This window comes from Thalassobacterium maritimum, assembly GCF_031127805.1.
GTDB classification, from domain to species: Bacteria; Verrucomicrobiota; Verrucomicrobiia; order Opitutales; family Coraliomargaritaceae; genus Thalassobacterium; species Thalassobacterium maritimum.
Genome location: NZ_JARXHW010000013.1, coordinates 83,192 through 103,895 on the forward strand (window position 1 = coordinate 83,192; position 20,704 = coordinate 103,895).

The following is a 20,704-nucleotide window of genomic DNA, read 5'->3' on the forward strand; positions in this document are numbered from 1 at the left end:
ATATCGGCATCACCCCGGTTCTGAGAACCGAGGTTACAAAAGACATATCGGCATCGCCCCGGTTCCGAGAACCGAGGTTACAAAAGACATATCTATTAGGACCAAACTTTTTTCGATTGGGTATAATCTAGCTATTTGAGTCGCCATCGATCTGCTGGCAGAAAAATGCATCCCTCAGTTACTCTAATTCCAGACAGACCACGGTGCTGATGGGGTCCAATGCCTGTTCTGGCAGATCAATCGTCAGGACTCCCCCCGCCTGCTTCAGCTCGATATTCTGACGATTCGAATCTGCCAGAAAATAAGCTTTAGTGACCTTTTCGTCGTCAAATCCATCCAGCACCAATGGATCACTGGGCCACTTGAATAAATGCAGATAGAGCTTTCCGGCACGTCCGGTCGCAAGCCATGCATAATCCTTTTGTCGATGTCCCTTTTTCGCTTTACCCGCGCCCGTCGCCAAGGCCTCTTTTTCCAAGGCCTCTCGATCAGCGGCAGAAATCGTGATAAAATCTCCCTGTCCCTCAAAATTCGTGCCGCGCGCACCATAGATGGACTCAGCATTCACCTGCAACCAGGCCCCGGCTTCTTTCAGAGTCTGGACGGCGGGTTCCGGAATCACTCCATCTGCAGTCGGCCCAACATTCAGCAGAAAAGTCCCCCCTTTGCTGACGACTTCTGTAAGCTGCATAATCACCTGCTGCGGAGTTTTCCAATTATTGTCTTCGGCATTGTAGCCCCAGGCACCATTCAAAGTCATGCAGGTTTCCCAATATTCCCACGGACTTTTAGGCGGAATGGTTCGATCGCGATAAGAGAGAAAATCGACGCCGATATCTACCAGCTCATCCAACTGCTCCTGCCGCAAACCTTCAACCTGATTACCATGGTAGAGGACACGACTGTTTATAATTGTATCCGGACTGATTGATCGCACAAGCTGCTCAAATTCACGCGCTAAAGCTGCGTCGGTTGCATGCGGAGTATCAAACCAAATAATTGCAGGATCATACTTAGTTAAAATTTCTTTCAACTGAGGCAGGCTTTTCGTATCGATATAGTTCCGAAAATCTCCCTTTTGCGAGGGATCCCACTTTCTGCCCGCGCCGTCGGGAAATTCCCAGTCCTGCGTCTGAGAGTAATACAAGCCCAATGAATGAACATGCCATATTTAGCCTCATCCAACCAGGCCGCTCGGCCCGTACTTTGATCCGCACCTTTCGTCGCCTGTGCAGCAGCGATTAGAGGTAAAGCCAATGCGACTAGCAGGCTCCGTAGAGAGAATTTCACAGTTTGATTAATCATGTTCAGTCAATTGTTCAGTGCCTACAAATGGGATCATTCGAGTGATTATTGGCCGCTCTTCCATAGCTGGATTTCTGCCGTGTCATTCGCCTGATCATGGCCCGCAGTGCTGCGCCCTCGCGCCACATCTGTCTCCAGTTGCTGTAGTAAACGCTCAACGATTTCGGACTGCGAACTGTATAGGTTCACCGTTTCGCCGGGGTCTTGCTCCAGATCATATAGTTGAGCGATGGGAGCATCCGCTTGGCTGGACATCATCTTCTCCGTCGGTGCTGTCCACCCACCAGAGCCCTTCGCGAGCAGTAATTTCCACTTCCCCTGACGGTAGGCAAAGTGACCACTCACACTGTGATGAATAATCCCCTTACGAGAAAATTCAGGCGTCTCTCCGGTGAAAGCCGGTAGAATGCTCTCACTATCTTCCCCCGCGTTCGCAGGCAGTTGCACACCGATCAACTCGGCACAAGTGGCGAGTAAATCAGTCTGGCAGGTCAGCACATCCGAAACACTCCCGGCTGCGATCACCTTGGGCCATTTCACCAGAAAGGGCACACGATGCCCACCATCCCACAAGTCTGCCTTAGAACCCCGCATATGCGCACTCGGAAAGTGACCTTGCTTCTGTAGATTAGGAATATTCGCAGCCTTGGAGCAGCCATTATCACTGGTCACAATCAGTAGTGTATTCTCTGTCATTCCCCGATCTTCAAGGGCTCGAAGCACTTGCCCAATCAGGTCATCCGTCTGCATCACAAAATCACCATACTTGCCGATACCACTTTTTCCCTGCCAAGATTTGGTTGGAACGATGGGCGTATGTGGAGAAGGCAAAGCGAGATAAAGGAAGAATGGTTTTGCGCTCTGATATTCGGAGATGAATTGCACCGATTCTGCTGCCAATGTATCCAAGACATCGATGGCCTCAAAGTCCTCAGTGGCTGGCCCGGGCCGTCTAAATGCTTTGACATAAGTCCCCGCCCCTTGCCAATGACGGTCACGTATCCAAACATAGGGAGGGAAATCGAGCGAAGCTGTAATTCCAAACCAAGAGTCGAAGCCGAGATCAACTGGCCCGCCTTGGATCGTCCCAGTCCAATCAATATTCGAAAGCTTTGCCGGGTCCAATGGCCCCTCACCATTTAGTTGCTTGATCTGCCGACTCGGTTTTGCGGGTTTTCCATCGATGGTAGCGATTTCCAAACCCAGGTGCCATTTACCGATCATCGCGGTCCTGTAGCCGTTTGCTTGCAGTAACGCGGGAACAGTCAGACGATCCGTGGGAATCAACGGACGATCATAGCCATCCAGGACATGTTCCTGCTTCCAAGTGCGCCAGTTATAGCGCCCTGTCATAATTCCGTAGCGAGTCGGAGTGCAGACCGAGGATGTCGTGTGTGCATCTGTAAAAATCATCCCCGATTGCGCCACTGCATCCATGTGCGGGGTCTGAATTTGACATCGCTCCGGATTTAAAGAATGCACATCTCCGTAGCCCAGATCATCGGCCAAGATATAAACAATATTAGGTTTTTGAGAGGCACTGGCGAGACATGCGACGCCCAGAAGCCCCCCAAAAATCAACCCCTGCATTCTTTTAAACTGTTTGATTCCTTTCATATGCGAATTCTCAATTTTATTTGTGATGACGACATCGTCAGCTATTTCTGACGAATCAATACCTTAAGTTCTTTCAAAAGTGCGACAGATTCAGGCGAAACGGATCCATCTTCATACATTTCGAACGTGGCCCTCAAAGTTCTACAGCACCTGCGCCAAGCCACTCGACTTCGGTAAAATAGGCACCGCCCATCTTCCCCGCTTGATTGTAAAGATAGGTAAGCAACTCAGTCGACCCAGCTGGCAGATCCAAATCGATCACGACGCCCGTGCTACCGGGCTCAACCGAGACTTCCTTGGTTTGACCGGCGATTTCTAATTTGGCGCGCACTGCCACCACTGGTTTACCCGCCGCTTCCGGCCACTGTCGCAAGGTAAAACGATAGCGTCCTGCCTGCTTCACATGCACCATCCATGGAGCCGTCACTTTCGGCAGTTTTTTGATCTGCTTAAAACTGTAAGGCGGATACCCTTTTTCCATGACCCAATCCTGAGCACAGAGCTCGGTTGGGTTCTGGTCTGGATTCCCTAAGTCAACACGCGCTAGCCGATTCAGAAAAACCGGAGAAACCTCTTCCCAAAACGGCTGATAGAGCTCCTTCAAGCGTTCCACTACTTCGGGATGTTCTTGAGAAACATCTTTCTCCTGTGCGAAATCATTCTCGATATCGTAGAGCTTAAAACTATGACGCGGCGTTTCGCGCCATGAATTGACCAAGCGCCATTTTTCGGTCAACACAACCGTATCCGCAAAGGGTTCATTCAGCGGCGAAGTATACCCTCTACCTCCGTGATGCTGGATCACGAGATGCTCCCGTGGCCAGGCATCCTTCTCCCCTTTAAGGAGCGGCACCAGTGACAGTCCGTCGACATCATACGCTTCCGGCAAGTCGATCCCGCACAATTCAGCAAGGGTGGGCATCACATCCAGATGAGCTGCAAGCGTTTCAACATCTTTGCCTCCAGTCAGCTCGCCCTCTGGCCAATAAATGAAAAAAGGAACCCGCTGCCCACCTTCATATATTGATGATTTTCGGCCTCGCATCCCAGCGTTATAACCGGCCATAGGCGGGGAATCTTGGTATCTACTAAATTTTCCTCCCCCGGCCGTTCCGTTGTCGGTCATGAAAATAAAAATGGTATTTTTCGCCAGCCCCAACTCATCGAGCTGTTTACGGAAAAGTCCCATGTTCCAGTCAATATTTGCGATCATACCGTAAAACGCAGAATTCACGACAGCCTTGTTGTCTTTATATGGCTGCTCCCATTCCGGTGCCACGTAGTAAGGCCCGTGCGGCGCATTCAACGCCAGATAAAGAAAAAACGGTTTCTCTTTGTTCTGCTCCACAAAACGGGATGCTTCACGGAAAAACACATCAGTGCAGTAACCTTCGAACTTCTCAAATGAGCCGATCCGACTGCCCGGAGTCACCCGCTCAAAGGTGTCGTCAAAGTAATCGTTGCCCCAATAATCGGAGCCTTGACCAATCCCACCGCAACGGTGCCAGACCACATCCTGAAAACCCTTATCCTGCGGGCGCTGAGGTGCATTGTCCCCAAGGTGCCATTTGCCGAACATTCCCGTCGCATAGCCATTGTCCGCGAAGAGGTTCGCGATTGTCTTCTTTTCGCGGTAAAGGATCGAAAGACCGCCGGTGGTGCGATACGCTCCCGTTCGGCCCGCGTGCTGTCCAGTCATCAACGAGGCCCGCGTCGGCGTGCAAAATGGGCTCACATGAAAGTCCGTAAAACGAATCGATTCTGCATGCAGCTTATCGAGCTCCGGAGTTTTCAAGATCGGGTTGCCATGGCAACTGAGGTCGCCGTAGCCCTGATCGTCCGTCATCACCAAAATCACATTTGGCCGGTCGGCCGCTGAAACAAGGACAGCCATTGACCAAAATACAAGGGCAGCCCTAGCTACCAGCCGATTGAACGATCTTATTTTCATTTTTTCTTCCTTGGCTTTGATGTTTCTGGAGCTTCCCGAATAGAACAGCTCTTACTTTAATACGGGGGCTTTCCAGTCGGGAATTCCGCGACTCTTTTCTTGTGCATAATAGTCGACATGGAACGGCTTCTCTTTTGCCAGCGGCACACCATCATTGATCATACAAGGGCGGACACTATCCCAGAAGGCTTCGTATCCCTTTAACATTTCTGCGACGACCTCAGGATACTCACTGGAGACATCGTTGTTCTGTTCTGGATCTTTTAACATGTCGTAGAGTGCGACTTGCACTGTTTCAACACCTTCAGCATCCAGTTCTTTTTTGCCCTTTTTGGAGTTAGAATTTTCTACAAGACGAAAACGCTGGTTACGGACAGAGAATTTCTTCCACTTAAAGTCGTCAGGGTTTACACCTTGATCCCATCTGGTGACGTGTTGGAAGAGGTAGCGGTCTGACCACTCCGGGTTTTCTTGAGTCAGAAAAGGAGTGAGGCTTCGGCCCTCAAATAGGTGCCCCTCGGGTAGCTCTGCGCCCGCGATGTCAGCAAGGGTCGGGAGAATATCGAGGTAGCTCGCGACCGTTTCCACTGTGCGTCCCTCCTGGATGGTTTTATTCCATTGGACGAAGAAAGGAACACGCACTCCGCCTTCATCCACGGTGCCCTTTAAGCCTTTCATGCCTGCATTGTAGGACATCATGGGTTCACCACTTTTACTTTTACCAAGTTTGACTTGTGGACGCCCCCCAAAGCCTTTGAGACCACAGCCGATTCGAGTCATCCCATTATCTGAGGTGAATATTACGATGGTGTTGTCCATCATTCCCCACTCTTCCAATTTCTTGAAGAGAATCCCCATGTTATAATCAATGTGCTCGACCATACCATAGAAGCCCGCAACTTTGCTATTAAAGCCTAGCTCCTCAAATTTTTTCTGATATTCGGGAGGCGCAATGAAAGGGCTATGTGGGGCATTCGTAGAGAGCAGTGCGAAGAAAGGTTGATCCTTCTCATTCATCTCTTGCACCCAAGCAAGAGTGGCTTGGAAAAGGATATCGGTGCAATAGCCCTTCGTTTTTACAAAGCTGCCGTTTTCTTTGAACACCGGATCAAAGTATTTATTATTAGGAACATCGGCACAGGATCCTGCATAGGCTTGTCCGATTCCTCCAGCTCCATGGATGAAGGTTTCATCAAACCCTCGGTTTTCCGGTTGGTATGGTTCCTCATCCCCGAGATGCCACTTTCCGAAATATCCTGAGGAGTAACCTGCGGGCTTAAGCACCTCTGCTATGGTAGTCGCCTTTAGGTTCAAGCGTTCGCGCTCGTAGATGGTGTGAGTGACACCATTTCTGATGGAGTGACTCCCGGTCATGATACCTGCTCGGCTGGGGGCACAGGTAGACCCCATCATAAAGCGGTCAAAACGCACGGAGTTCTCATACATCTTATCGAGAACGGGAGTTTCAATCCATGGATGACCGTGAGCCCCCACGACCGGGTAGCCCTGATCATCCGTCATGACTAAGATTATATTGGGTTTCTCCTCGCCGAAGAGTGTAAGGACTCCTGACCAGGAAGCTAATCCAGTTACGAATGCGAGGATGATAAAATATTTTTTCATGAATTATAATGGTGGATTGCTGCCCGGCGGGCAGAAACAGGATCGATGTCTACTTCTTCCGACGCTTCTCCGAGCCTTTCTGCTTATCTGACCAATGAATCGGTTCTTTACCGTGGATGAGGCGGTCGAGCTTCTTTTCATGCCAGGGAACGGAGCGGTCGAATATACCTGTGTATTGCGCATAATGGTTATAGGAAACGCCCTCGTCCTCCCAATGACCGAGCTGCCGGTCATACTTCGCACGCATTGCTTCCAGCATCTGACTGGCTTCTGGATTTGACGCTAGGTTGGTCATCTCGCCAGGGTCCTTCGACAGGTGAAACAACTCTTCCACCGGTTGCATCGATTTGTCGCCATACCACCAGTAGGTGTATTTCCAGTCCTTGGTGACCATCGTCAGACTCTGGGTCGGCTGGTCTCCGAACAGATTCATCAGCGCCAGACTCTCGCGCACGTCGCCTCCGGGCTCATTGAGCAGTGGGAGCAAACTCACGCCATCCATGTTTTCCGGCACCGGTAATCCCGCAAGTTCCAGAATCGTCGGGGCGAAGTCGATATTGCCCGTCAATGCACCGCTGCGTTTCCCGTGCCCGGATCCACTACGGGGATCATAGATCATCAGTGGCGCGCGTGACGATTCCTCCAGCGGCAGGACTTTTGAGCCATAGCCATGCGCCCCACAAAGGAAGCCGTTGTCACTGGTGTAGATGATCACCGTATTATCGGAGAGACCCTGCCTTTCTAGCTCCTCGCGAATCATCCCCAGCGCCACATCAATCGCATAGATCTGTTGGTAATAGATGGCCATAACTTTGTCGTAGTTATCTGCATAGCCCCAATCCTTGAACCGCGGATACTGCCGGCCTTGCTTACTCTGTTCAGAAAGGTGCTCTCCGTTCTCACGCCCAAAGTTCGCTGGCTTGGTGAAAGTCTTCCCTGCATACACATCGTTGAACTGCGGATCCGGTTGCTCTGGTTTGTGCGGGGCTTTGAAACTAATCGACAGACAGAACGGCTTGCCATGGTCCGCCGCGGCCTTGATGACATCCTGACCAAAAGCTCCGTAAGACAGGGTGGAATGCGGATACTCCTTGGCATACTTGGCCATCGACTTGTTCGCCGCCGTCTTGTAACTCGTTTGCCCCCGGCCGCCTCCCCAGACATCGAAAAACTCAGCGCAGTCATAACCGTAGCCCTCCACCTCGAAACCAAACTTCCCGGCAAAAGCCGTCAAATAGCCCGCTTCCCGCAGTAGCACCGGATACGACTTCGCCCAGATTTCGGGCGTCATATCTCCATGCTCGAAATTGGTGCCGGTTTTGTATTCATACATGCCAGTCATCACATTGGCGCGACTCGCCATGCAGATAGAGGTCGTGTTATAATGCCGATCAAAAACCACACCGTCACGCCCCAGCTTATCCATTTGAGGCGTCTGCACCTCCGCATTACCATAAATGCCGATCGACCCGAAATTCTGATCGTCCGCCATCAGATAGATGATATTCGGCTTATTCGCTGCTGCGGTAGAACCCCAAGCACTCACACAAATCGCAGTGATCAATAGACGCAAAATACATGTTTTCATAGTTTTCATTTGCTTGTGCAGCTCAGAGTAGAGTTATCTTCGAATATTTACTTAGCTCGAACATTGCCCTCGAGATCGACCTTCTTCGTGCCCTTCAACGCGCGATCTGCATCACGCACGATCACGTTTGGCGTATGTTGCTCGGCAGTCGTTTGAATCTCAAAGGTCCAAGCATACTGGCTCGCGCCCAAGTCAGACGGTGACGCAATGCGTATGCCCTCCGGAGTCATCTGCCAATCAATCTGAGCGGTGGAACCGAGCAATCGAACTCCTTGAATCTGATCTGTCGTCCAGCCAGCCGTTCCTGTAATGGTGAATGCCTCCGTGGGTTTATCTAGTTTGATCGCGTAGAGCTTAGTTCCGTTTGTGGTAAAGGCCAAATGCGCATCCTTCTGCTCGCTCACTTTCCAGTAACGGCTGCCATAAATAGCGGCACCATTAATTCGGAGCCAGTCGCCCATCGCTTGTAGACGATCAACTTGCGGCTGGGGAATGGTGCCATCGGCTTTCGGTCCGATGTTGATTAGGAAATTACCGTTGCGGCTGATCACCTCGATCATCTCGTGGATCACCCCCTGAACCGTCTTGTATTTATCACCTTCAAGATAACCAAAGGAGGTGCCAAAAGTCGTGCAGCTCTGCCACTTGGGACCGATGACCTTGAGCTTAAGGTTATCTTTTTCCAGACAGCCGACACCGTCAGGCCAGTTGCGGTTACCTCCCTTATTGTTCACATAAACTGGCTGCCCACGAGACGCTGCGTCATTCATGAAATCGGTAATCATTAGACGGACCTGATCATCGAAGTATTTGACCTCCGGACGTGCGATCCCCTGACGAACATTGTTGCCATCGCGTGTGTAAATCGGGAAGTCATCCATCCACAACATATCAGGCTGGTATTTCTCCTGAATTTCCTTCCAACGAGCCACATAGCTGTCGACAAACTCCTTGCTTGTTCCAAACGGTCCATAGAGCAATGCAGCTTCCGGCACGCGCTTGATTTCTTCAGCGATCGCGTCCTGGGGCACTGCGTCGACGACATACTGCTTCTTGGCGAAAAAGCTCTGGTGGCGCTCGCGGTGATAGGACGGCGCATATTTGAGCCCCTGCTTCTTGAGCGCCTTTCCTAGGTCACCTACCAAATCACGCTTAGGCCCCATATCGACTGCGTTCCATGGCGTTAAATCCGAGTCCCAGTTAGCCCAACCGTCGTGGTGCTCCGCAGTCATCACTACATAATGCGCACCCACTTCCTTAAACAGTTTGGCCCAAGCATCGGGATCCCAATTCTCTGCTTTAAACTCAGGTATGATGTCTTTGTAACCAAACTCCGGCGGAGTCGCCCCCCAGCGTTCCTTCATATAGGGGCGGTAATGCTTCGGGTCAGCATAAAACAACTTCGGAACATGCTCTGCATAGCCGCGCCCACCCTTGCGATAGCCGATGGCACTGTATGGCCCCCAGTGGATGAAGATACCGATCTTGCCGTCATCAAACCAGGCCGGCACTGGCATCTGTTGCAACGACTCCCATGAACCGTCGTAGGCTTGGCTCGTGGTATCCGCGTTTACATTGACTTGCGCGAACAACGTGAGCGTCACGAGCGAGAGTATGACCTTAGGTAATTTCATTTTAAATTCCCTTCCTTAAATTCAGTTAGCAAACGACAGCATCACTTTATCCAGGACTGGCTTTGACTGGTTGGCCGTTGTATCGGCCATTTTTACTTCGAACTGAAATCCGTAGCCTTTAGGTAATCCGGATAGATCCATACTTGCGGATGTTTTTTGCACCTGCTTGGCGAAGCCGGGCGTGTAGTCGTAGCTTTCCTTGACGGTTTGCCAATCGGTCCACTGGTCGACCTTAGCATCGTTGTCGGTATCCACACCGACGCGCACTTCGACCGTCTCCACCCATGGACCGGGGCTGACAAAATCAGAGTTCTGCTGAGTCGCTAAGTAAAAACGCCCCTCGGCAAAACACACATCGGGATCTGGATGCCCTCTGCCCACATGATTGAAAAAAGTAAAGGGCTCGTCCAAGCTAGACGATGTAAACATAGCCACGCTCATTGAGGTGCTGCCATGCTCGCCTGCAGGATCGTAGTCAGCGAAAAGATAATATTGCCCACCCACACTGATCGAGGCCCAATCCCCGTAAGCATTTTGTTCCGGAGTGTGAACCTCGTATTCAGCCGTGCTGGTCTTATAGTTCTCTGGGTCTTCTTTTTTCCAATGTGGATGCGTATAAGTCTTCATGACTCCAGTCGGCGTGGTGCGCTCATCCACCGCGGGTGCCAAGATCTGAAAGTCATTGAGCCCATCTGGACTCACAGCGTGCCCCGCCAATGGCGAATCCCATGCGTGGGTTCGAGCATTGATCGGATCCCAGTTTTCATAAATGATATGAAACTTGCCCTCCAGATCACGAATTATGGCACAGTCCGAACCATGTGACGGATCCTTAAAAGCCATTCCCATATTCTTACCCGGCACACCATCCGTTAAATCCTCGTCAATGTAGAGATGAGGATCTTGGTCATTCGGAAAGTCATAATAGAAATAGGCTTTTCCATCGACAAACTCTGCCGTGGTCATCCACCGCGAAAAGTTCTCAGTAATGGGTCCGTGGTGTACCCAATTGACCATATCGCGACTTTGCCAAGCATGATAGCCACCCAAACTTTTTTTGAGCCCGCCCGGTGCAGTAAATTCATTCGAGTTTCGCGTAGTCAACAATTCGACATCGAAGCCTTCCAGTGTCACCGACTCCGCTTCGAAGGGGGGCAATGGCGCTGCCGGAATCTCCTTATCACCTTCCTGCCCCTGCTGTTTTCCCTTCTTCACCGCGCTGCTCGAGCCTGACGCACGATATCTCGCAAACATCCAGTAATCATCCGGCCCGAGGCTCAAAAGCACTGGTGCATCCGCCATACTCGCAGTGCCGATATTCTCAGTCGGCTCCCAGTTCAACCAAGCGGGTGATTGCTCAAAGGTAATCGACTCAGCCGAGCGCTTCTGGTTGAAACGTTTAAGAGCGCTTTGAAAAGTCGCGGTTTCCGCCGTTGGCGAGGCCATACCATCTTTCAACTCAAGCTGATTGTGTGAAGCAATCGCCTGCTCCCAGTCCGCTTGTGTATCAATGGTCCATGCCTCGCCCGCAAGAGCTGAAGCGGAGCTCAGAAGTATCAGGGGTATCATTAGGGTATTTTTCATAATATATTACGATTCGGCTATGCACTTGAATCGTTCTGCTATCATACAGCCAAAATGGACTTCGCACCATCCCGAGTTCACGTGACGAGCGGTATTTAGGATAGCTCTAAATTCGATATATTAGTCGGACAACTAGGAGAGCATATCAAAAACATTGAGGTGTGAGTTTTGATAGACGTTGTCATAGGTCGGGGCGCGACTTGTTTATTATGGCCTTGGGTGCACGCCCGCCGATCCACAGCAGCTATCATGACGCGGGCTGAAGCCCCGCTCGCTCACGAAATCCGCATAAATGCCTTTGTTGGTAGAGCCCTTAAAGTCCTGACTCGGCAGAATGAGTGAATGCGCGATCTGGTGTACCATATAGATGAAAAACGGCTGTTCCTTCGACTGCCGTTCGATGAAATTAACGACTTCCCGGTTGTAGCTCTGCGTAAGCTCTTGAAACGAGACCTCCTTCTCGATCTCCCGATCACGAACCAGTGCCTGACCTGTGGCCTGGGATTGGTCGCCATAATTGTGAGGGCATCCATAATATGAATCGAATCCCTGATCCATCGGATGCGCCCCCTCCACATTGAATCCCAGATGCCATTTGCCGACGGCAAAGGTGCGGTACCCCGCCGGCTTGAGTAGCTCCGCGAAGGTAATCTCATCGGGATGCAGTGCATAACGCCCTCCGCTTTTAGAGTGATAATCGTTTCATTGTATTCAATTTATTGGGGGTGTTTGCTGAGCATTTCACAGACACCCGCAGGGCCACAAAAATTACCATCAATCTGAAACGGAGGATGGAAATCAAAGAGATTTGGGTAGGCTCTCGCGACATTTAGAAAACGATAAAACCAGAGCGCTTTGTCACCAGTGCCGCATCGCAAGCTCGAAGTAGAAGAATATCGCAAAAAAAATGTAAAAAATAAGCGTTCTCGCTAATATGACCACGAAAGTGATCCCCCATCTAACTCGGCTCGCTGTTCACTGGAATAAGTTAATGGCGCTATTAGCCTTGTCCTACTAGTCAGTTCAAACTTTCATAATCACTCACTTATGGCTACGCAACCCTCTCTCCCGATTAATGTTTGCATCATCGAAGACCATGCCGACTTCCGAAATACGCTACGCACGGCAATCGACCGAACACCAACACTCAGTTGTTTTTCCGCATTCTCTAATGCAGAAGATGCCTTTGAACATTTAAGTCAATCGTCGTCTCCTGACATTATTGTGCTCGACCTCGGCTTACCAGGAATCGATGGCATCGAGGCGATCCCCAGACTCAAAGAGCTGGCACCTGAGGCAAAAGTGCTGATTCTGACTGTATTCGAAAATAAAACGCGGGTATTCCAAGCACTGGGAGCCGGTGCGTCCGGCTATCTAATGAAAGCTTCGGGCATAAAGTCGATCATACAGGGCATCGAAGATGCTCACAATGGCATCGCTCCCCTCAGCGCCGACATCGCCCAAATGGTTTTTGCAACCTTTAGTGCGTTCAAACCACAAACGAACGAGGCCGAAATTTCCGAGCGTGAAGTCGAAGTGCTCCGCAAACTCGCCGATGGATCGACTCGGATCGAAATAGCGGATCAATTAAATATCAGCCGTCACACCATCGACAGTCATGTTCGCAACATTTATCGGAAACTACATGTGCACAATGTATCCGGCGCAATCACCAAAGCCGCTGCGATGCACATCATCTAGGCCATCAGCCAGCTCACAAGAAGCGAGTAGTATTTTTTACGAATCAACACTTGCCCAGCTCCTCGAATCCTATGCTTCGGCACACGCTTAACTACTTAGTATTGATGTTATCAGTACTAACGTCACTCCGGCTCGTCGCTGTCGACGAGATTAATATAGCAACGGAGGCGCATTGGAGCGATTCGTCGGTAAAGAATCCGGAATCGTTCGACGCCACAGCGAAGCAACTTGCTTGGGAACGCGAAATCGCAAATCGACTCCTAAAATCTTACCGCGAGAATGAAAACCGTCTGCGAGAAATCGAAGCAGAGCTCGACACTCTTCCCATTCCTTATGGTGGTGAACCCACGGGAAGCGGTGGCTACCTGACAGCATGGCAAAAATCCGCCTTAAAAAAAACGCAACTAAACTTCACTTGGGACAAAACGGCTACAATCGATGCGATCGCGCTCGTCCCCTTACGACTCTACCTCGGCGATGAGGCTGGCTTAACCGAAAATGCCTATTGGCCAGGCTCTATCAAAATACGAGCAAAAGTTAACGGAGCATGGAAAATTCTGGCAGAACTGAACGACTCACAACAGGAGATTCAAAACTCATTGCCAGAATTCGTCAGCTTTGATCCCATTCAGACCCAAGAATGCAATATTGTATTTAGCAATTTACCCAAGCGAATGGGAAACAATCAATATGCGGGCGGCTTCTCTGAAATATTCATATTCTCTACGAATGCCAATATTGCCCCACGGGCTAAAATTACTGTCAATAGCAGCCGTGAAGGCTACCGCGTCTTTTCACGAGATTACCTAACGGATGAACAAACACCACTAGGCCTGCCGGAAATCGGCCCTCGAACTGCTGGCGGCTTGGGCTTAACCATCGTCACCAAAGATCGCATCCATAGCCCTGCCAGAAGTTTTACGATCAAGTACCCTGAAGATCAGAAAATTGATGGTGTGCGCATCGACCCTGCAGTCATTTATAAGCCAGGCCAAGCGTTTCCGATTCGTTTCACGGTCCAACTATTGGATGCGGCACAAAATATTTTGCAAAGTAACGAGCGCTATCTGGACACTCCTTTCAGAAATCCAGGCTTAAACCCACACATTGTTCATTTTCCACCCACCACAGCACGTAGCGTGCGTTTAAACTTCATTGAATCCTCACAACCCACAGAGCGCTCCAGGCCCTGGATTCAAATTAGCGAAGTCACTCCCCTTTACCGAGGTGTTCCACTCCCTCGAACGGCCAAAATTACTGCAACCCAAGAGAACAAGCCCAGAATCGCGCAAGGCCTAAGCGATCCATTCGGCATTCAACTCTTCTGGTCCAATCAAGCTGCCTATGATGGAATGACCCAATCGGGCAAAATCCTCACTCACCGGGAGTGGCTCAAAGGGCTTAACTTACGCCTGCGCTTACTAGAGGAAAAGAGTCTTCTAACGGCCACACAAACAACTCTACTGCACAAAGTCAGAAATTACTCCTTAATGAGTACGATCGGTCTGACTTTACTAATTATCTTTTGTGCACTCTATCTGACGATCCATCACCGCATGAAAGTCAAACGTGAGATACGCGACACACGCGAACGCATCGCCAGTGATCTCCACGACGACGTGGGAAGTAACCTCGGCACAATCAACCTACACACCGAGTTCTTAATGGATCAAATTGAGGAAGCAGAGCTCACAGATCGACTCAAAGCGATCTTCAAACTCACTAAAGAAAGCGCTTTTGGACTAAGGGAAGTGCTGCACACAACAGCCCCACGTATCGGCCGAGCACAGAACATAGTTCCACACATCGAAGAACTCACCCAACTATCACTCTTTGATATCGAATATTCACTACAACTCGACCCTACAATTAATAAGACACTAACCTCTCCCCTCCTTCGGAAAGGCTTGTTACTCTACTACAAAGAGGCACTTTACAATATTCAACACCATGCCCAATGCACACAGGTCACCATCTCATTAAAGGAGCATCTTGGCAGAATAGAACTGAAGATCTCGGACAATGGAATTGGTATGAGCAAAGATCAACTAGCCGCTCCAAGCACGCTACGCACACTTAAACTACGTGCAAAAGACCTAAACGGCGCATTAAAAATACAATCGCAACCGAATCAAGGAATGACGCTTCGGCTTACAATTAGCCCTCGATAAGCTCTTATTCCTCGACTTTTGTAACATAATCCTGCCCCAAATCACTTTGCTCACAGGACTCACGCCACTGCGCCAAACTCTGGGCCATCTGTTGCACCAACACGGGATACGAAGCGACTAGTGATCTTCTACCTTGTTTTCTTCTTTTTCGGGTAGTTTGCCTTTGAGAGTGACTCCATCGGATCTCCGAGGCTGTCCATGCGATCCTCGAGTGATTGAATCATCATCTGCAGTCGTTCCGCGTATTCAGGATTCTGAGACAAATCATGCATCTCCTGCGGATCTTTCTCTAGATTGAAAAGTTTGACCTTCTTCAACTTAGGATAGGCAATCAGCTTCCAGCTATCCTGCAGCAGCATGCGCTGGGTATCAATGTAAGCACCGTAGATCGAATCGTGAATTTGCTCGCTGCTGCCATTCAACAAGGGAAGCACACTCTTGAAATCGATACCTTCGGGCACCTCTCCGCCGATGTCTAAGGCAGTCGCCATCGCATCCTGAATGTAAATGGGGGTGTCCAATTTTTGACCGGATTTCACCCCCGGCCCCCACACGATAAACGGTGCGGCCATGGCATCCTCATACATGTTCTGCTTCCCCACTAGGCCATGATGGCCCAGCGACAGTCCATGGTCTGATGTAAAGATAATCCAGGTATTATCCGCCTTACCGGACGCATCCAGCGCAGCAAGAATTCGCCCGATCTGCTCATCCATATGCGTAATCAGCGCATAATACTCCTGACGATTCACTTTCACCGCATACTCCGTCCGCGGAAAGGGCATCAATTTCTCATCGCGAATGATCGGCACTCCCTTATTACCCTGGTCCGCATATTGAGGCACAAAGTTCTCAGGCACTTGGATCCGTTCCAATGGATAACGCTCGATATATTCCTTGGGTGCTTGGCGCGGGTCATGCGGCGCATTAAAGGCCAAATACATGAAGAACGGACGCTCTTTCTTGGCTGCCATTTCGATGAAACCGACGCCTTCATCCGCCAAGACCTCGCTCCAGTGCTTGCCCCCCAGCCAATAGCCTCCCTTGCTGGTGTCCCAAGGCTTCCAGCCCTGCTCATAATCCGCGGCATTCCTAGGGCGGTTATAACCGCTGGGCGTTTGCTTCGGCATGCCAGCTCGCACAGTGCCTGTGTGATCAAAGACCTTCGGCACACTCACCTCCGGCACATGCCACTTGCCCGACATGTAGGTTTCGTAGCCTCGTTCAGCCATCAGCTGAGACCAGCTTTGAAGCGCTCCCTTCCCAATGGCTTGGCTGGCCGCTTCAGCCTGCCAAATAAATCGACCTGAATTCATGGAGGAGCGACTGGCGCGACAGATGGCGCCCGTCCAGGCACCCATATTGTAGGCCTTGCTAAAGCTCGTGCCCTCATTTGCCAGGCGATCCAGATTCGGCGTATCGATATCAATCAGACCATAGGCTCCGATCGCCTCATACACTTGATCGTCAGAAAAAATAAACAGGACGTTTGGCTTCGTCTCCTCAGCCTGAGCAACGAGCAAAAGGGATACAAAGGACAGAGTCCGAACTATTGTGGATTTTATGTTCATCAATTTACAAAGTAGAATAACTATTTAACTGCCACGGTTGGACTGTAGTGCAAATAGCCATTCACATCGATGACCATAAAGCAGTAAGCATTGATATCCTCAGGAATACTTGCACGCACGCTATAGCCATCGGCGCTAATGCTGGCAGGTTCACGCATGCCCGGAAGCTCAATATCACTGGGCTTGCTTTCGAAATTCCGATCCCGATGCTTCTGTCCCGGATTTTCCGGACGATAAATCACATAGGCTTTTTCAATGGCTGGGCCGGAAGGCTTGGTTGAGAGCGTCGCCTGACGACTGCCACGATCAAATTTGGAATCCCCTAAGTCCGCAGACGGTGTCTTTTTATCTGTGTAATTCGGATTCAAATAAGGGCCCTCCGCGTGATTGGCTACGAGCTCAGCTTCCAAGATGGCACTCAGGCGCTCGACGACTGCGCTGTACTCCGGATTCTGCGCCAGATCGTTCATCTCTTCGTAGTCGTTGCGCTGGCCATTCTTTTCCAATTGATACAGCTCGTAGTCGTTGGTGAAATAACGCTTATACAGTTTAAAATCACCGCTGCGGATCGCGGATTTCATGCTCTGCATGCTATTGTGCGGGAAGTGCCAGAACAAATAATCGCGCGCCTTCCCCGATGCATCGAGCACCTGCTTGGATTTGCCTTGCAGGACCGACGTAATATCGAGCCCGCTGAGTTCTTTCGCGTCCTTCGCTGCGATTTTTGCATCCGTCAAATTCAGGATGGTGGGGAAATAATCGAGTTGATTGATGAGGCCGTCAAATTGACTGCCTTGTGGAATCCCTGGCCCGGCAATCACCATGGGCACCCGCACGCCGCCCTCTTCGGAATGCTTTTTACCATATTTCAAGGGCGCGTTATCAGAAATGATTTCTTTGCCGTGCGTTTCCACGCCACCATTATCGGACGAGAAAAAGATATATGTCGTCTCGATCAACTTCTTCCCTGGATTGCGAGGATCGTCAGTCTTTTCCAGGTAGTCCACGATACGCCCGAGACTCCAGTCGACTGTGGTCACCATGGCGGCGAAATAAGGGTTCTGCTGCCCTGGCAAGGTCATGTCACCGGGTTTAGGCGGAAAGGGCTGACCAAATTTGTCGCAGTAATATTCGAGCAGCTCACCGTTGCGGGTTAAGACCGGCCAGTGAACCATCCAATGGCAGAGATTCAGGAAGAATGGTTGCTCGCCGCTCTCGTCGATGAATTTTAAGGCCGACTCGGTTACTTCATCGTAGGGATAGGAAATGCCCTCGGGCTTCTTCTCGCTGAACGGGGGATACTTCTCCTTACTGAGTGGATACTGCTTATCCTTGGCCGTCGCAAAACCTTTGGTGCGATCCCCCATGCCGCGATGGGGACCACGGTCCTGATTGACCACATCAAAGCCGTAGCTGGCAGCGTTTAGTCCGACGTGCCATTTGCCGGAGTGCCCGGTGCGATAGCCGTTGGCCTTCAACGCGTCCGCCAAAGTTAAAATATTGAGGTCCAAATGCCCCTGCAGATAAGGCTCCAGCAAGGGATCGCTCTTTTTACCGCTGGTCAATGCGCCCAAGCTGACATGCGTCAGACCAATCTTAGCGGGATGCTGCCCGGTAATAATCCCCGCACGCGAGGGTGAACAAGTCGGTGCGGGCGAATAGCCCTGGGTGATATTCATGCCAGATTCAGCTAGCTTCACGATGTTCGGCGTCTCAAACGCGCAAGGGTCGTCCACATCGTTGAGCTGCACATCTTGCCAGCCCAGGTCATCCACATAAAAAATGATGATATTAGGCCGCGGCGCAGCAGTTAGCGTTGTCGTCAAGAGCGCGAGCCAAAGGCCGCACAAACATAGAATCAAATGCTTGGATTTCATAACTTTATGCGTTTAAGACGCCAGCACACGGATGTGCAGGTGTCTATTGAGGAATTAGGGTGCCGGATTAACAGCTTATTGTTAATGCAAAGCAGAGCCCTAATATAGCAGATCGAAATCACATTGTGTATCCATAGTATACGTGAGGTGACGTAAAAGTGTTGATATACCTTAGTAGTAATTTAATCCTCCAAATAGACGTGTTTTTGCTTCATCTCACCGATCGCGAATGCCTCCACGTACCCATCCACAAAAGCCGCATTCCCACGATCACCATGCCTGGTGCTAAAGCCAATATAGGCTGAATCAGGCAACAAATCCTCTGCAGTGCTCGGGTTATAAACCCCTGCTCCAACCGATATAAAATAATCATTCCCCCTGCCCTTTCTGGTCTCTGGTTGCGTCGTCTCTGCCAGCAAAATCGTCTCACTTGGACGCTGAACATTGATTAATTTAGTCGGCGGAGCGATATTCCCCTCAAAGATTCGCTTTTGATCTTCCGCTCCGACATAAGACGCGATCTGATAGATCCAAACAATCTCGCCAGCCACATCAGAATAAAGACTAGCTTAGGGATCACTACACGCACTCGCGCAGGCTTATTTCCAATCGATGCTCGCGGACCAGGTTTCCAAGTCGACAAAGACCGAAGCGTGCGCGAAGTCACGTGTATATTTCCAGCCATTGCGTTGCGCATCCCCCAGCGGAGGGCCCAAGGGTTTATCAAATTCCGGATAGGTGACAAAGGTGCCGGTATCATTCCCCTGATAGCTCCAAGTATAACAGAAATATGAATATGCTTCCGCGACCAGTAGATAGCAGGCCAACGGGAATGTAATAGCTTCGCGCGCCATTTGTATGCGTTCCTCGCGCGATATCTGCATAATTTCCTTATCCCGCCAATCAAAGCCCGGCCACGCTTTGATCACTAACAGCTTACCAGACTTGGCGATGGCCTGCAGCACCTCAATATCTTCGGCCAGTGCCTCTTTCTTGCCAGGTTTAGCGCTGACAAAATGCTCTTTCATCGCGCCATCCGTCACCTGCAGGAGTCTGGCACCGACATTCTCAGGGTCCATTGAAACACCATTCTGAATGAGAATGCTAGATGAGCCGACTTGGCGACGCGTCTCCTCGACCATCGCGCAGAGCCCATTATTCAATGCTTCAATCTTTTCGGGCGTCAGCACCTTGCGCCGGCGATGATTACTAAACTTGCCGATGGCATCGATAAACACACCGTCAGCCCCCAACTCGTGCACGGCTCTGCTGGCTGTGTCCGACCACCAACGCTGAACCTCCGGCTGTGACAGATCACTGAACGTACTGCTGAAAATACGCAGAAGTTCCCCGTCCTTACTGAGCAGTTCGCCGTCCTGCGGAAAATCATCGATCGCATCATATCCGCCGATCTTTATGCTGGAATTCCAGTAGAACAGCACCTTCGCCTCCGGGTTGCGCTTTTTGATTTCATCCACGGCAAGCGCGAATCCCTTCTCTGTGCTGCCGTGCTTCCGCTTAGCGTGACCTTTCTCAATCGTGATTAAATCGAAATTTTCAGCGAGAAAATCCAGTTGTTCTGGAGTAAAATCATCCGACATATTTGCCAAATGTGCATAGACAGGAACGGTATCCCAATCAAACGGGACATTCTGCGCAGCACTCACGAGCACAGAAGACGGCAAAAGCAAGGCTAAGGAGATCTTCAACAATTTCTTCATAAATCAACTTTCTATGGGGTGTTTGTTCCTAGATTCACTTCGATCTGATCATTAAAAGCGAGCACATCCTACCCTTTATGCGATCGCCACTCTCTAACATTCATCATTGGACGTTGGACGTTCGATGTTCAACGTTCCCATGCCCACCGCTGGCTTGCTTCTTAAAAATCGGTGTTGCGATGAAAAGCATTTAGCTAAACTACGTCAATGGCGCAGCCCGTCACAAACTAAGTCAATGACGCACCACAAAGGTAATGACATGACCCGAATGGCACGGACTTAAGCGGTTCGGGCGGTCAGAACGTAGGGGCGCGACTTGTCACGCCCGCATCAGCCCAGTCGCTCGGAGGCTAGATTCCAT

15 protein-coding genes are annotated in these 20,704 nt (G+C 50.4%); 2 read left to right on the forward strand and 13 right to left on the reverse strand.

Features of this window, described 5'->3' with window-relative positions:
* Nucleotides 1-178 precede the first annotated feature (178 nt).
* The 9 genes from QEH52_RS07700 to QEH52_RS20705 form a co-directional block, all read right to left on the reverse strand.
* A complete protein-coding gene (locus QEH52_RS07700; RefSeq protein WP_308949523.1) occupies nt 179-1,147 on the reverse strand; it encodes an alpha-L-fucosidase in 969 nt (322 codons plus the stop codon).
* Nucleotides 1,148-1,350: 203 nt separating this feature from the next.
* Complete coding sequence (locus tag QEH52_RS07705; protein ID WP_308949524.1) at nt 1,351-2,922, reverse strand: sulfatase family protein; 1,572 nt, start codon at nt 2,920-2,922, stop codon at nt 1,351-1,353.
* 133 nt (nt 2,923-3,055) lie between these two features.
* Nucleotides 3,056-4,816: an arylsulfatase gene (locus QEH52_RS07710; protein ID WP_308949525.1), complete on the reverse strand. Its 1,761-nt coding sequence runs from the start codon at nt 4,814-4,816 to the stop codon at nt 3,056-3,058.
* Nucleotides 4,817-4,924: 108 nt separating this feature from the next.
* On the reverse strand, nt 4,925-6,496 hold the full coding sequence (locus QEH52_RS07715; protein ID WP_308949526.1) for an arylsulfatase: 1,572 nt from the start codon (nt 6,494-6,496) through the stop codon (nt 4,925-4,927).
* 49 nt (nt 6,497-6,545) lie between these two features.
* Complete coding sequence (locus tag QEH52_RS07720; protein WP_308949527.1) at nt 6,546-8,084, reverse strand: sulfatase family protein; 1,539 nt, start codon at nt 8,082-8,084, stop codon at nt 6,546-6,548.
* A 47-nt stretch (nt 8,085-8,131) separates the two neighbouring features.
* Complete coding sequence (locus QEH52_RS07725; RefSeq protein ID WP_308949528.1) at nt 8,132-9,718, reverse strand: alpha-L-fucosidase; 1,587 nt, start codon at nt 9,716-9,718, stop codon at nt 8,132-8,134.
* Nucleotides 9,719-9,739: 21 nt separating this feature from the next.
* The gene (locus QEH52_RS07730) at nt 9,740-11,302 is read right to left on the reverse strand and encodes a hypothetical protein (RefSeq protein ID WP_308949529.1); all 1,563 of its coding nucleotides are present in this window, start codon (nt 11,300-11,302) and stop codon (nt 9,740-9,742) included.
* A 207-nt stretch (nt 11,303-11,509) separates the two neighbouring features.
* The gene (locus QEH52_RS07735) at nt 11,510-11,968 is read right to left on the reverse strand and encodes a sulfatase-like hydrolase/transferase (protein WP_308949536.1); all 459 of its coding nucleotides are present in this window, start codon (nt 11,966-11,968) and stop codon (nt 11,510-11,512) included.
* Between the two features lie 50 nt (nt 11,969-12,018).
* Complete coding sequence (locus QEH52_RS20705; RefSeq protein ID WP_425609282.1) at nt 12,019-12,204, reverse strand: glycosyl hydrolase family 95 catalytic domain-containing protein; 186 nt, start codon at nt 12,202-12,204, stop codon at nt 12,019-12,021.
* Between the two features lie 145 nt (nt 12,205-12,349).
* Between QEH52_RS20705 and QEH52_RS07740 the strand changes: the two genes are divergently transcribed.
* Entirely contained in the window at nt 12,350-13,003 is a 654-nt protein-coding gene (locus tag QEH52_RS07740) for a response regulator transcription factor (RefSeq protein WP_308949530.1), read from the forward strand.
* A gap of 104 nt (nt 13,004-13,107) precedes the next feature.
* Nucleotides 13,108-15,174: a sensor histidine kinase gene (locus QEH52_RS07745; protein WP_308949531.1), complete on the forward strand. Its 2,067-nt coding sequence runs from the start codon at nt 13,108-13,110 to the stop codon at nt 15,172-15,174.
* Between the two features lie 128 nt (nt 15,175-15,302).
* Here the strand turns inward: QEH52_RS07745 and QEH52_RS07750 are convergent, their stop codons facing one another.
* The 4 genes from QEH52_RS07750 to QEH52_RS07765 all read right to left on the reverse strand — a co-directional run bounded on the left by QEH52_RS07750 (nt 15,303) and on the right by QEH52_RS07765 (nt 20,343).
* Nucleotides 15,303-16,745: a sulfatase family protein gene (locus QEH52_RS07750; RefSeq protein WP_308949532.1), complete on the reverse strand. Its 1,443-nt coding sequence runs from the start codon at nt 16,743-16,745 to the stop codon at nt 15,303-15,305.
* Nucleotides 16,746-16,765: 20 nt separating this feature from the next.
* Nucleotides 16,766-18,622 carry a sulfatase gene (locus QEH52_RS07755; protein WP_308949533.1) on the reverse strand — a complete coding sequence of 619 codons (1,857 nt, stop codon included), beginning with the start codon at nt 18,620-18,622 and terminating at the stop codon, nt 16,766-16,768.
* Between the two features lie 182 nt (nt 18,623-18,804).
* Nucleotides 18,805-19,173: a hypothetical protein gene (locus QEH52_RS07760; RefSeq protein WP_308949534.1), complete on the reverse strand. Its 369-nt coding sequence runs from the start codon at nt 19,171-19,173 to the stop codon at nt 18,805-18,807.
* A 48-nt stretch (nt 19,174-19,221) separates the two neighbouring features.
* Entirely contained in the window at nt 19,222-20,343 is a 1,122-nt protein-coding gene (locus QEH52_RS07765) for a putative glycoside hydrolase (RefSeq protein WP_308949535.1), read from the reverse strand.
* Between the last annotated feature and the right edge of the window lie 361 nt (nt 20,344-20,704).